At 59.5% G+C, this 13,901-nt stretch carries 12 protein-coding genes; 2 read left to right on the forward strand and 10 right to left on the reverse strand.

The features are described 5' to 3' along the window. Nucleotides 1–5 precede the first annotated feature (5 nt). From IRZ31_RS06320 to IRZ31_RS06360, 9 genes are all read right to left on the reverse strand, one after another. Entirely contained in the window at nt 6–737 is a 732-nt protein-coding gene (locus IRZ31_RS06320) for a metal-dependent transcriptional regulator (RefSeq protein ID WP_297151154.1), read from the reverse strand. Nucleotides 738–920: 183 nt separating this feature from the next. After that, entirely contained in the window at nt 921–1,643 is a 723-nt protein-coding gene (locus IRZ31_RS06325) for a zinc ribbon domain-containing protein (RefSeq protein ID WP_297151157.1), read from the reverse strand. Nucleotides 1,644–2,418: 775 nt separating this feature from the next. Continuing rightward, nucleotides 2,419–3,840: a GH1 family beta-glucosidase gene (locus tag IRZ31_RS06330; RefSeq protein ID WP_297151161.1), complete on the reverse strand. Its 1,422-nt coding sequence runs from the start codon at nt 3,838–3,840 to the stop codon at nt 2,419–2,421. A gap of 693 nt (nt 3,841–4,533) precedes the next feature. Continuing rightward, complete coding sequence (locus IRZ31_RS06335; protein WP_297151164.1) at nt 4,534–5,625, reverse strand: LacI family DNA-binding transcriptional regulator; 1,092 nt, start codon at nt 5,623–5,625, stop codon at nt 4,534–4,536. Between the two features lie 235 nt (nt 5,626–5,860). Beyond that, nucleotides 5,861–6,685, reverse strand: a complete 825-nt coding sequence (locus IRZ31_RS06340; RefSeq protein WP_297151167.1) for an ABC transporter ATP-binding protein — start codon at nt 6,683–6,685, stop codon at nt 5,861–5,863. Further along, nucleotides 6,682–7,518, reverse strand: coding sequence for an ABC transporter ATP-binding protein (locus IRZ31_RS06345; RefSeq protein ID WP_363325644.1), 837 nt, complete (start codon nt 7,516–7,518; stop codon nt 6,682–6,684). Before IRZ31_RS06345 ends, IRZ31_RS06340 begins: the two co-directional genes overlap by 4 nt. Next, the gene (locus IRZ31_RS06350) at nt 7,508–8,590 is read right to left on the reverse strand and encodes a branched-chain amino acid ABC transporter permease (protein WP_297151172.1); all 1,083 of its coding nucleotides are present in this window, start codon (nt 8,588–8,590) and stop codon (nt 7,508–7,510) included. Before IRZ31_RS06350 ends, IRZ31_RS06345 begins: the two co-directional genes overlap by 11 nt. Nucleotides 8,591–8,629: 39 nt before the next feature. After that, nucleotides 8,630–9,502 (reverse strand): branched-chain amino acid ABC transporter permease, encoded by an 873-nt coding sequence (locus IRZ31_RS06355; RefSeq protein ID WP_297151175.1) that lies wholly within the window; start codon nt 9,500–9,502, stop codon nt 8,630–8,632. 139 nt (nt 9,503–9,641) lie between these two features. Further along, nucleotides 9,642–10,880: an amino acid ABC transporter substrate-binding protein gene (locus IRZ31_RS06360; RefSeq protein WP_297151178.1), complete on the reverse strand. Its 1,239-nt coding sequence runs from the start codon at nt 10,878–10,880 to the stop codon at nt 9,642–9,644. 519 nt (nt 10,881–11,399) lie between these two features. Here IRZ31_RS06360 and cobS point away from each other — a divergent pair. Next, nucleotides 11,400–12,251, forward strand: a complete 852-nt coding sequence (gene cobS, locus IRZ31_RS06365) for an adenosylcobinamide-GDP ribazoletransferase (RefSeq protein WP_297151181.1) — start codon at nt 11,400–11,402, stop codon at nt 12,249–12,251. Between the two features lie 24 nt (nt 12,252–12,275). After that, nucleotides 12,276–12,923, forward strand: a complete 648-nt coding sequence (gene cobU, locus IRZ31_RS06370; protein ID WP_297151183.1) for a bifunctional adenosylcobinamide kinase/adenosylcobinamide-phosphate guanylyltransferase — start codon at nt 12,276–12,278, stop codon at nt 12,921–12,923. A 73-nt stretch (nt 12,924–12,996) separates the two neighbouring features. Here cobU and IRZ31_RS06375 read toward each other — a convergent pair. Continuing rightward, the coding region (locus IRZ31_RS06375) for an MFS transporter (RefSeq protein ID WP_297151186.1) at nt 12,997–13,901 on the reverse strand (905 nt) is incomplete at its 5' end.

Consider the following 13,901-nt stretch of genomic DNA (forward strand, 5'->3'; position numbering starts at 1 on the left):
CTCGTTCACGATGAGAAGCTGGGCTGGAGGCGATCCGCCGAATCATCCTCGTCTTCCTGGAGGCTCACCGTAATCTGTTCGGCCAGTTCGGCGCTCAACAGGTGCTCGACTGCCTGGCTCTCCTCACCAACGCGGATGCGCAGCGGCCCACCGAAGGGTACCCGTTCAATCACACGCACCCGTACCTCTGGATACAGGCCCATCTGACCCAGATAGCGCAGCTTTGCCGCATCCTGGTCGTTGACGCGCAGAATACGGGCAGATTGCCCTTCGGGCACCTGCAAGAGCGGCTGACCCGGGCGCTGGGCAATGACCCCTTCCTTGCTGGGAATGGGGTCACCGTGGGGATCAACGGTTGGATAGCCGAGGAGGGCGTCGAGCCGTTCCTCGAACTCTTCCGAGATCACATGTTCCAGGCGATCGGCCTCCTCGTGCACTTTATCCCAGCTATAGCCCAGCTCGCGCGCCAGATACAGCTCCAGCAGCCGATGATGGCGAATGACCTCCTTCGCCTTGCGCTCTCCCAGCGGAGTCAGACAGACACCGCGGTAAGGAGTATGCTGGACCCAGCCGGCCTTGGCGAACTCTTTGAAGAGCAAGGTCACGGTAGCATCGCTGACCCCTAGACGTTCGCTTACCGCCGAGGTAGAGACTCGCTGGCCGCGTTCCTGCATGGTATAGATGACCTTCAAGCAATCGCTGACGCGCGGGGCCAGTGCCTGTATCGGTTCATCCATGCGCTCATATCCCGATGTCTGAAATTTCTAATGCAGGAAATCTATATCACATCTTCAGCATGTAAGCAAGGTATGGTAAGGGACCGCATAGCGAGAGCGGGCTGTCTTTGGCCTGGCCATTGGGACCGCTCTGTGAAGGGGTTGATCTCCCTTCTAATCAGCGCCTGCTGCCTCTGGTCTTTCTCACCAGAAAGCCAGCACCATCGTCACCACCCCGTAGAGGAGGCAAACCATGCCCATAGCGAAGTAGGCCAGAGGCTCGGAAAGACCCTCTATGGCTGCTGCAATGAGCAGGAGCAGAAAGCCGACGAGTAGGGTCAGGCCCTCGAACAGCAGGCGTTTGCCCAGACGCAGATGAGGATGACGATAATAGATCAACACCAGAGGAAGAAGTACCAGCTCACAGGCGCCGGCTCCTAGTACGAAGATAGCCATCACCGTCGAGGGCATCTGGAACAAGAGGCCGCCCACTCCAAAAAGGGAGAGAAAGGCGCCCCACAGATACAACAGCGCGCCGATCAGAGCCTCACCCCAGCCCCGACGCCGGGGCTGGTTCTCTGGTGCAACAGGGACAGGCAACCCCTCGGAGAGAGGATATGGTCCTGATGTTGGCCCGCTCGCTCCCTGAGCATAAGGGTCATAGGCTACCCGTTCTACTGGATAGGAGGGGACCGAGGCCCCCTGTGAAGCGAGCGACGGCGTCAACGACCTGTGCGGCCACTCGTCCAGTAGGTTGGATATGTTGGAGGCGAGTGGAAAGCGAGCATTTGCATAGCCTGCCTGCTCTTCTCGCGGCAGCAGCTCCGTCAGATCGGTGTACGCCTCCGCCAGCGTGCTACCGCAGAAAGCACAAAAACTACTTGTGATATCGTTCTCACGACCGCAGCTGGGACAGCATCTATTCATCGCACTTCTTACGCGGCAGAGATGAGAGCCGCGCCCTCCCCAAATTTCAAAAGCGAGAAACCAGCATGCCACATGGCCTGACCCCCGCAGGCGCTGGCATCAGCTGTCGTCACGCTGCCAGACTGGACCGCAAGCATGTCATCTGCCTTGTCATGGGCAAGGACCGTTGCGGCCAGAGAGCGTGTCGGCCTTCTTCCATCTCTTGGTGGCGGCCACCAGGGGGCCGATGCATCTTGGTCAGAGAAAGCAAGATGAGTCCTTCCTGGGCGCGGATCAGCTGATTCCACAAGTGCCTGCTACCAGTCAGAGTCTGATGGAGTCTGATGCTCTGCTACCCCGACCGGGCAAGGTGGATGACAGATCCCTGTGGTTCGTATTCGTATATCCGCTTTACTGCCTGGGAGAACTACTTTTTCATTCTAATCTGACCGTGGAGAAAAGGCAATGGCGAGCGAGAACCCAAGGCTGCTCTCTCCCGCTGCGGGCGTCTAGAGCTATGTAGGTAGTTGCAGTTGCGCTCACCGCTACCGCTCCTGTAGGACGTCTCCAGGCAACCACAATCAGACTGTCTTTTTTTCGCTCGGCGTCTTGCGGTTTCGTGTCAGCCAGCGGTCCTCTGCGCCTGCTGAAAGAGGGTGATATGGGATCAGCCAGTCCATAGACCATACACTGCGAGATGAGGAGGCAAAACCGAAAATGTGGGCCAGATCTTCGTGGTGAGTCAGAGCGAAGGCGACCGGATGTTGCGCCACCTGCTCTGGCTCACCACGTTCTCTCAGGAGCGAGGGCGACGGGCGGCGATGAAGGAGGCATACCAGTAGCCGCTATCCTTAACAATGCGTCGCTGAGTGGGATAGTCCACATAGACGATGCCAAAGCGCTTGCTATAGCCGAAGGCCCACTCGAAGTTATCTAATAGTGACCAGACGAAGTAACCGCGCACGGCAGCCCCTGAAGCCAGGGCCTCACCCAGGGCCTGGATATGCTGTCTCAAGTAGGCAACCCGACAGCCATCATGGATATGCTCGTTGCCATCCCATTCATCATGAAACGCCGCCCCGTTCTCAGTCACAACCATCGCCTTTGGCTGATATTCGTGTTGAAGGCGCAGCAGCAGGTCCTTCAAGCCAGAAGGGTAGACCTCCCAGCCCATTTCCGTATAGCTGGAGCCGGGCACTGGGGCCACCGTTTCATAGGCCAGACGTGAGGAGATCGGCCCTTCATTAGCCGGGGCGTGAGCGCGAACCAGCAGGCGCGTATAGTAATTGACCCCAAGGAAATCAAGAGGAGCGGCAATCAGCTCCAGGTCAGAAGCCTCCATCGCTGGTGGTTGGACCTGCAGTGCAGAGAAGAGCGCCTCGGGATAGCGAGCGCAGTAGAGCGGCTCGATAAACCAGAGGTTGTGGAAGGCATCGGCCTGCTGCGCGCTTTCCTGAGTCTCGGGCTGCTCATCGGCTGGATAGACGGGGGTGAAGTTCAAAACAATCCCCAGTTGAGCATCGCTGCGAGTATGGGCCCGCAGGCGTGGTAAGGCCAGGCCGTGAGCTAGCAGGAGGTGATGACCGGCGGTGATAGCAGCCTGGAGATCGCGCAGGCCCGGAGCGTGCTCGCCAGAACCATGACCAAGGTAGGCGCTGCACCAGGGTTCATTGAGCGTGGCCCACCAGCGTACGCGGTCACCCAAACGACGGGCCACAATCTCCGCATAATCGGCAAAGGCCAGAGCCGTCTCGCGGTTAAGCCAGCCGCCATCGCTCTGAAGCGCCAGGGGCAGGTCCCAATGGAACAGAGTGATCAGAGGCGTGATCTCGTGAGCGAGCAGACAATCGACAAGACGCTCATAGAAATCGAGGCCGCGGCTATTGACTGAGCCTTTGCCCTGGGGGAGCACCCGGGGCCAGGAGATTGAGAAACGGTAGGCCCCGATGCCCAGGCGGGCCATGAGAGCAACATCCTCCTCCATCCGGTGATAATGGTCGGCGGCAATATCGCCGGTGTCGCCCTGGTAGGTCTTGCCAGGTGTACCTGAGAAGGCATCCCAGATGGAAGGACCGCGCCCATCTTCATAGGCTGCGCCCTCGATCTGATAAGCCGAGGTGGCCACTCCCCATAAGAAATCGGGCGGGAAGCTGGCGCTGATCTCCAGAGTGTCGGAATGGAGTTGTCTATCAGGAGCTGAGCGCGCTGGTTGACCCATTAATCCTCCTTGTTCAGATGGAGCGGCAAGCAGCCGCTGCCTGGAATGGTGCAGTTTGGGCCGGCCTGCGACCGGCTGAATTGCTGTGGCTGCCATTGGTATTGTCTCTGTCTCCCCCGATGCTGCTAGTAGAACATGGAACAGATAGAGATCGTTAAGCACTCTATCATGGAGTGTGATGTGGACGCTCGGCTCGCCCAGGTGAGCAGGCCCAGGCTGACCGAGGCTGGCTGATGCTTCGCTTCTCCTGGTTCGAGGCCGCAAGGTTGGCAGACTGAGTTTGAATAAGGATGGGGCGACCGCAAGCGCAGTCGCCCCATCGATAAATGATTGGCGATTACCCCTGCGGCATCCCTGCCAGTCGAACTCACATCCATGCCTGCTTTACCAGGTGAAAAGAAGCGTCCCTACTGAGCTAAAGGGGTAATAAGCAGGTGAGAGAAGCAGCGAAGAGCCATCGTCGCCCTCTGGGCGCTCACTCACTCTGTGATGCCTGCTCTCTATAGGTCAGCTGTAGAAGCCATAACGCCTCACTGCGGTGGTACTCCTCTCCTCTGGTGCTGAGCGGCGCTGTGATCAACCCCTTTCGGATTGATAAGGACAACAGGATCAGTGCCACCAGGATGACAGGTATACTGATCACACACCCTACAGCAACCTGGCCTGGCTAGCGCTCTGGCTTCACTCCCTCCCTCACTCATCGCTTAGAGAATGCTCCTGCTCCTGACGGCGATGCAAAGTCAACGCTCCGCAGGACTCGCGAATCACCAGGCGAGTGGGAAGCTGAATACGGATGGGAGACTGATAGCCGCCTTCCGTACCAGCTACGGGCTGCATTGCCTGCCCATGCAGCAGCGAGAGCAGCAACTCGACCGCGTTGCGTCCCATCTCGTAGAATGGCTGCTTGATGGTAGTCAGCGTTGGCCTCACATGTGCCGAGAGGGGAATATCGTCGAAGCCGACAACTGCAAGATCCTGCGGAATGCGCAGGCCCAGCGCCTCCGCGGCACTCAGGAAACCGAAGGCCATCTGATCATTGGCGATGAAGATAGCCTCGGGACGCTCCGCAAGCGGTAGCGTGACCAGCGCTGCAGCGCAAGCCCTCCCACTGGCGGTCTCGAAGGTGCCGTTGAAGACAAGCGCAGGATCAAAGGGGAGGCCGGCCTCTTCGAGGGCCTGACGGTAGCCCTGGTAGCGCTCCTGAGCGCAGCGGAATTCGGCGGGACCTTGCAGATGGGCGATGCGCCGATAGCCGAGGCGAATCAGGTGCATCGTGGCCTGATAGGCACTGACGCGGTTGTCGATGCCGACCGAAGGCAGCTCCGGCGGCGGTCCCTGGTCGTCGATCACGACCACCGGCAAGCCCTGAGAGGCGAGCTGCAACAGGCGCGGAGTCAACGGACCTGGCTGAATTACCAGCAGGCAGGAGGTCAGCCCCAGCGCTAGAATGCGATTGACAATCGTCGTCGGACTCTGCCCGGCATTCGTGCTGTAAAGAACAATTTCATAATCGGTGTGCTCGATCGCTTCGGCCACGCCGCGCAGAATCTCGGGAACGGTCGGTTGCGTGAAAGGCGGAGTCAGCACTCCTACCAGTCGACTCCTTCCGCCGGCCAGCCCCGCTGCCGCTAGACTAGGTACAAAACCTTGCTCTTGCATGACACGCAGGACTCGCTCGCGTGTCTCGGCCTTCACATTGCTGCGCTCATTGAGTACCCGCGAAACTGTGGCCTTCGATACACCTGCCAACCGGGCGATGTCCTCGATCGTCACCTTTGGCTTCATGCTGCCTGCTCCCTCCCTGCTGCATTCCAATGCTCACCCTCTTCCCTCTCTTCAACAACCTCCCTTGTCACCCTCTCATGGCCTTCGCGATGAAAGCGGTTTCATCGCTTTCTAGGTAAGCATAATATGAAACCGCTTTCATGTCAAGGGGGCAGCGATGTATCAACGTCATCGCCCGCAAGCGAGCGCGTTGGGTACAGGCCGAGTGAGCGGCAGAGGCGAGCTGTTCTGGATCTCAAGCGCCCAGATAGGCGGTGCGCACGCGCTCATTTTGCAGCAGCTCACTGCCAGTTCCTTCAAGGACAATATGACCATTTTCAAGAACATAAGCGCGTTCAGCACGCTCTAGAGCGATTTGTACGTCCTGTTCAACCAGGAGAAGGCTCAGGCCCTTCTCGCGATGGATCACATCGAGAGCATTGAGCAGATCGTCTACGACCTGGGGCGCCAGGCCCAGCGAAAGCTCATCGATCAGCAGCAGCTCAGGATGGCTCATCAAGCCGCGGCCAATGGCGCACATCTGCTGCTCGCCGCCCGAGAGAGAGCCAGCCAATTGGCGGCGGCGCTCGCGCAGCTTTGGCAGAAGCGTATAGACCTCTTCCAGCTCCTGTTTGATGGCCTGTTGTGAGCCGGCGCGCCTGGTATAGGCGCCGAGCAAGAGGTTCTCTTCCACAGTCAGTGCGCTGAAGAGGCGTCGGCCCTGGGGAACATGGCTCAGGCCCAGGCGGACAATCTCCTCAGCTCGCCGATGGGTAATATCGTGTCCAGCGAAGCGAATGTGGCCCGTCCAGGCTGGTAAGAGGCCCGAGAGAGTGGCCAGCAAAGTCGACTTTCCAGCCCCATTAGCGCCGATCAGGGCCACCAACTCGCCGCGGCGCACTTCCAGCGAGACATCCCACAGCACGCGCGTTTCATCGTAGCCGCTCTCTAGATGATCTACCTGCAGCAGCGCTTGCTGGTGCTCCTGGCTGGAATTGGATGCTGCTGTGGGCTGTTCGGAAACAAAGCCCCTCTGCTCGCTTAGAGCGCCTGGTCCCGACCGTGGCTCAGTCGGATTCATCCCTGCTCCTCCTTCCCGTCCTTTTGGGGAACCGAGCGCGCCGCACCCAGGCGGCTCTGCTGCTCGCGGGCGTAGCGCTCGCCCAGGTATGCTTCGATGACGCGCTGATCTGCTAACACCTGTTCTGGCGGTCCCTCGGCGATCTTGCTACCCTGGTGCAAGACCATGATGCGCTGCGACAGGCCCATGATCGCCTGCATCACATGCTCAATGACCAGCACGGTCACCCCGCTAGCGTGGATGGCCCGAATCAGGGCGATCGCTTGTTCCACCTCTGTGGGCGTCAGGCCGGCCATCACCTCGTCGAGCAGCAGCAGCTCTGGCTCCAGGGCTAGAGCGCGTGCCAGCTCCAGCCGCTTGCGATCGGCAACCGTGAGCTGATCCGCCCGGAAGTGAGCCTTGGCCGCCAGACCGACGCGCTCCAGCACCGCATCAGCAGCCTCGCGCGCCGCGGTCTGTTTCAGGCCACGGCGTCCGAAGAGGGCGCCGATCATCACGTTTTCGCGCACGCTCAGCCCCTTGAACGGCTGAGTCACCTGAAAAGTGCGGGCAATACCTAAATGGGCCCGTCGGTGAGGGGGCAGGCGACTGATATCCAGGCCGCGGTAGCGAATCTGTCCGCTGCTCAAGGGTAACGAGCCGCTGACCAGCCCGATCATCGTGGTCTTGCCGGCGCCATTGGGGCCAATAATGCCCACAATCTCGCCGTGTCGGACGGCAAAGTCGAGCTGCTTGACGGCGGGTAGCCCGTCGAAGAACTTGCTCACCCCCCGCAGCTCTAGCAATGGCTGAGGCTCATGCTGGCTTCCCGCATCGACTGACTCAGACGCCATTGGCGGCAATAACACGTCGGACACGTCGCACTCCTTCCACCAGCAATTGCCGGCGGCTCATTCCAGGGGCCAGAGGTCGGAGAAACTCCTGTACGAGGCCCACCAGTCCCTGGGGAATGAAGATGGTGACCATCGCGATCGTCAGACCTAGCAACGAGTTGTGGAACGCCGAGCCACTGATCTGGAACTGGAACGAGAGTAGCTCGAAGAGAATGGCACTGATGAGCGGACCGAGCAGCGTTCCTGCTCCGCCAAGCACGGTCAGGAGAACCATCTCTACCGAAATGCCAACATCGAAGACTGTCGGGGGATCGAAGCCGGTTGACCAGTAGGCATAGAGGCCGCCGGCGAGCGCCGTGGGCACAGCACTGAGGACAAAAGCCCCGATCTTATACCAGTAAGTCGGAATCCCCATTGCCTCGGCAGTCTCTTCGCTCTCGCGAATGGCGATCAGGGCATAGCCAGGTTTGCTGCGCGCCAGATAAGCAGTCAGCAGGAAGCACGCCAAGGCTAGCAGCCAGAAAAGAAAGTAAAAGGTGGTGTCGGAGAGTGCTGGCAGAGGCAGCTCAACCTCGCCGCCGCTGCCCCCAAGGTTGCGGATGGCGACCAGCTCACGCGTGGCTTCGGCGATCCCTAGCGTGGCGATAGCGAAATAGTGCCCGCGTAGGCGCAGAACAGGTAAACCAAGTAAAAAAGCCAATAATCCGGCGACCACGGCTCCGGCCAGCACTCCGAGCCAGAACGGGCGGCCAGACAGTATCAGCAGGCCAGTGCTGTAGGCGCCAACGCCGAAGAAGAAAACGTTCCCAAAAGAGGCGTAGCCAGTGAAGCCGCCGAGAAAATTCCAGCTTTGAGCGAGGACGGCAAACATCAAAATCAAGGTCCAGGTGTGGAGCGTGGCAGCATCGCCGCTGAGCGGGATCAAGGCCGCCAGCGCCAGGATGATCAGACCTGTCAACAGCGACCAGGGCCAGCGAGTGCCTGGTTTTGGCTGAGCTGTCTGCTGCTCTGCACCCGGCTCAGTGGTAGCGGCGGTGGATGAGGTTGAAGGCTTATGCCAGGACCCAAACATGGGGCCTCCTTCCGGCCTTTGGCCGACCATCATCGTTATTCAAGCGTAGAATGCCTTGCCCAAAATACCGCGCGGACGGAAGATCAGCACCAGGACCATCAGGGCGAAGGCAATGGCGTCGTCATAGCCGGGACCGATGCCGGGCAGCAAAGGAACAACCGTTTCGGCCAGACCAAAGACCAGCCCGCCAGCCAAGGCCCCCCAAGGGGTTCCCAATCCGCCGAGCACGACGATGACGAAGGCTCGCAGCGTGAAAACTCCTCCTTGCGAAGGGTCGAAGGGATACAGTTCGACCAGCATTGCCCCTGCTGCGCCGGCCAGAGCCGCCCCAAGGCCGAAGGTGAGCGCGTAGATGCGATCGATGCGAATACCCATCAGGCGTGCTGCGTCGCGGTCCATACCAGTGGCCAGGATAGCGTTCCCGGTGCGAGTACGTTGCAGAAAGAGGCTCAGGGCAGCCGTCAGCAACACGGCGATCAGGGCGGCGAGCAGGCGGTCGAAAGGAATATGCAGGGTCCCTAGCGTCAGGCCGAAGCCGCTGTAAGCCGTATTAATCGAGCGTCGATCGCTGGTGAACAGGAGCTGTACCACATCGGCAATGAGCAGATCAAGACCGAAAGTGAGCAGGAATGTCACCAGAAAAGGCGCGCGAATAACGCGATTAATTGCCACATATTGCACGACCCAGCCCAGGCAGAAGAGCAGCAGCATCGTTAAGGGGAGGCCGAGGAAAGGATCGATGTGCAGCTGGGTAAAGGTCCAGTAAGCAGTATAGGCTCCGACCAGAATGAAGGCGCCGTGGGCAAGATTGACAATATTCATAATTCCCCACACCAGCGAAAAGCCCAAGGCTACCGCGGCATAGAGACTGCCCAACAGCAGCCAGTTCACAATCACCTGCACAATCAGCATCGCGGATACCTCTCTGTGAAAGGGAAGCCTGCGCACAGGCAGGCTTCCGACAGCTAAAACCAGCATCGCTCCGGCCCTCGCTCACTTGCTGTGGCGAGCCTGGCGTCTTCTTCTTGCTCAAGCGAGCCGGTGAACAATGCTAGCGCTGGGATAGAGGAGGAGTTGGATAAAGCAGCTGCGCGTTGGCGACCTCCTTGGGATAGACGGTCACCACCTGGCCATTCTGGATCTGGATGGTAGCCATCGGCTTAAACGTATTGGCTCCGGTAGCATCGAAGCGAATGACGCCATAGAAGGTCGTAATATTGAGCCGGGCCAGGGCGTCGCGCACCTTCTGAGGGTCGATCGAACCGGCGTTCTGGATCGCATACTGGAAGGCCAAGCCAGCAGCGGTGGACTCGGCAGACTGATAGGATGGCTCGTGACCGAAGGTCTGCTTGTATATCCGCTCGTAGTTGGCTGGGGTACCAAAGAAATCGATGCCCTGATAGCGCTCTTGGGGAGTCCACTGTGAAGATCCCAGGACGTAGTTGGCATCGGGGCCGAGCGAAGTGATAAAGTCAGGGGTAGCAGGTCCGACCGTAAAGGCATAGAGCTTGGCATTGATATTGAGCTGCTTGCACTCTTTCATGGTCGTCACGGCCTCGCTTTCGTGACCCGAGCCGAGCAGCATATCGGGGACGCCTCCGTGGGCCGAAGTTTTCAAGGCGGTCAGCACTCCTGTCAGATCAGTAGCTCCCGATGGGTAGGTCTGATAGTAAACGACCTCCATGCCGTGGCTGAGGGCGAAGTCGCGGGCGGCAGTAGCCACCTCCTCAGAGAAAGAGTCGTTGGCTGAAATGATGGCCACAGTCCTCGGGGGAGTGGGCAAGCTCAGGGCTGCTTCCAGCATGACCTTGGCGTATTCCGAGGCTGGGCTGAGTACGCCGAAGATGTAATGGAAACCACGAGAGAAAATCGCTTTGGCTGCGCCGTTGGCCTCAACCATTGGGATCTTGTAGCGTTCAGCGATGGCTTCGTCCTGCAGGGTGGCTGATGTGCCGTAGGGGCCGAGGAGGAAGTTGACCTTATCGGCAGTAATCAATTGCTGAGTGAGCTGAGCACTCCTGGTAGGACTGCTGCCATCGTCATAGTATTTGAGCGCGACCTGGTAGGTGGTATTCCCCACTTTAATGCCGCCGTGGGCATTGACCTCTTTGACCCAAAGCTGGTAGCCTTCCAGGGTAAGATGGCCTTCGGTCGCAGTGGACCCTGTGAGCGAAATCGGTGCTCCGAAGAGCAGCGTATTGCTACTGCTCGCTGTTCCACCGCAGGCCAGCAGTCCTGTCGAGCAGAGGAGGGCGAGGAGTAGCGAGAGGAGAATTATCGGCAGCGGCAAACGCGTTGCGCTGCTCCGGGACTGGAAGGACGAGTCGTGTCCCGTGTGCGCAAGATGGCGCCGCGGGAGGTGGAGGTAGCTGAAAAGGCGAATCATGGCTTCTCCCCCCATCGTTGGGTTCTCCGGGTGGCGCTGTAGCTGTCAACACCGGCGTAACGAGATGACTGGCGCTGCGCCTGGCCCGAGGCAGGGCGCGGAGAGCACGAGATGGAGCAGGGATCACGCTATCACACAGCACGGTCAGCAGTCCTTGCCAGACCTCCCTTCCAGAGCTGCCCGCAACGGCAATGCCTGGCGTGGGCGCTGTCTCCTTTGCGTCGCTTCGCTGCCTGTCCATCTCTGCAGTGCATCGTTGCGCTGGTCAAATAGATTGAACAATTTCTATTATAATAGGTCAGACAGGGAGCGGTAAACTGTTGACAGGCCAGCATTAAGCGTTTGGCTGCTCATCCGTACTTGACTCGCCAAACAAAGCCTGTGGTTAGCCGATGCTGCCTGCAAGCGAAGAGGAGGAATGGTATGCGCACACACTCTGATGATTCCCAGACCGGTCTGGCCTTACAGGCCATTTGGAGACCGTGGACCCGGCTGGGTCGTTTCTGCCGTAATCAATATGCTGAGCTTGTCGCAGCGGTTCTGTTTCTTACCATCTTGCCGTTACCTGGGAGGCGTCTGTTAGCGAGCAGCAAAGATGGCAGCGCTGGGCCGATTGTGGGAAGCGTCTATTACCCTCTTGTTGGCCTCATCCTCGGGGCGATCCTCTGTTTGTGCGCCGCCTTGTTCACTGCTCATGTTCCCGCGCTTGTCCTGGCAGCCCTGCTGGTCCTTGTCGGGGTCACCTTCACGGGGGGCCTGCACCTAGATGGGGTCATGGACAGCTGCGATGGCCTCTTTGGAGGCCTCGGACGCGAGCGTCGTCTGGAAATCATGCACGATAGTCGTGTTGGAAGTTTTGGGGTTTTGGGTGCTTCGACGCTATTACTGCTGCGTTTCGCTATTCTGGCCAGCCTTCCTTTCTGGAGTCTGCTGGCTGCGCTCCTGGTCGCGCCGATCCTGGGGCGCTGGGCGATGGTGCTTGCTGGCGGTCTCTTCCCGGCGGCGCGTCCTGATGGACTGGGGGCGGCCTTCCATCAGGCAGTGACCCTGCGTCGTCTCCTGTTGGCTGGACTCAGCAGTGTGTTGATGGCCCTCCTCTTCGCTCACCTCATTGGCCTCTTTGTCTGGCTACTGACCAATCTCCTGGTTCTTTGCCTGGGCATAGCCGTGACGCGCTCACTCGGCGGCCTAACGGGTGACGTTTGTGGGGCCTTGGGAGAGATCTGCGAGGTGTGTGCTTTGCTGCTCTTTCTGTTGATGCATGTCTCTCTTTAGATGAAAGTAAGGAGTGAGTTCCACATGGACGGAGAAAAAACAGGATCTGGAGCCGTCATTGCTCAGTTGACATTCATCCTGGGAGGGGCACGCAGCGGCAAGAGCAGCTTTGCTCTGCGCCTGGCCGCGGCCAGCAAGCGGCGTGTAGCTTTTATTGCCACAGCAACAGCGAGTGATCAGGAGATGGCTGAGCGCATTTGTCGGCATCGGGCCGAGCGTCCTGGAGACTGGTACACCTTTGAAGAACCGTTACGATTGGACCAGGCCGTTCAGCAAGCAGCCAGAGTCGCTGATGTGCTCCTGCTGGATTGCCTGACGCTCTGGCTGAGCAATCTGTTGCAAGCCCATGAGCAAGCAGAGCCAGAGATGGCTGCGATCAGTCTCGAACGAGAGGCCCATGTCCTGGGAGAAGTTGAGCGACTGCTGCAGGCGGCGCGCGCTCTACGGCCTGATCAACAGCTCATCGTCGTCTCTAACGAAGTAGGATTAGGCATCGTGCCGCTCTCTCCCCTGGGACGAGGCTACCGCGACCTGCTAGGACTGGTCAATCAGCGCCTGGCTCGGGCCGCCGCGCGGGCCTATTTCCTCATCGCTGGCCTTCCCCTTGATCTCAAGCGCTGGCAAGCTGAGGGCCTGGAGGCCATTCTCGACAACGACCAGTCCGGCCTCTAGCCTCGTCTCTCGCTGGCTGGTAGCTGGTAGATGAACGAAGGAGAGTCGAGCCAGCAGCGGCGCTGAAGAAGGCTCAAGCTGGCCTGCTAGCCCGCTGCAACTGGCGACTGGCGATCACGAAGAAGGGGATGGCCAGCAGCTCGGCCAGCAGGCAGAAGGTGATAGCGAGCGGCAGCGCCACGCTGTAGAGCAGACCAATCAGGGCACTGCCAAGAAACCAGCAAATACCATAGCCAGCGGTGAAGATGCCATAGGCGGAGGCACGGCGCTGACCAGGAACCATCAAGGCCACGGCGGCGGGAATAAGCGACTCGTGGACGCCCATACCGAGGCCCCAGACGACCACTCCGAGCAGTGCCAGCCAGAAGCCTCCCAGGAAAACCAGCGGCGCAAACAAAGCTGCCAGAACTGTCAAAGGAATCAGAATGCCCATCCCCAGACGATCGAAGAGTCGTCCACAGAGGAGCGAGCCTAAGCCGCTGCTTCCCATCGCGATGGCATAGAAGACCGGGACCAGCGTGGAGGGCACGCTGGAGACACGAGCGAAATGATAGGCTATCAGAGGAAAATCGGCGAAACCAGCGGCCACCAGAACGGCCCCGACCAGGTAGATCCAGTATGTAGCCGGCAGTGCCTGGGGGGCAGCCACCTGGGGGGCGGGTGCCAGCTCGTGAGGACGAGGGTAGAGCAGACGAGCGAGCAAGAGAAGCAGCAAGGTTAACGCAGCGCTGACCGCCAGCGAAGCAAAGGCCAGGCGGTAGTTCCCCTGCCAGGCCAGTACCGCTGCTACAGCCAGTGGTCCCAGCAAGGCCCCAAACTGATCGAGGGCCTCATGGAAACCGAAGGCCCAGCCATAGCCCATCTCATGAGCGGCCTGCGACAGCATGACGTCTCGCGGTGGATTGCGGATCGCCTTGCCGGCGCGTTCGAGGATGATCAATAAGGCGGCCAATGGCCAGCTACCCGCTACAGCCAGCA

Origin of the sequence: Thermogemmatispora sp. (assembly GCF_019683635.1) — a bacterium.
GTDB lineage: Bacteria > Chloroflexota > Ktedonobacteria > Ktedonobacterales > Ktedonobacteraceae > Thermogemmatispora.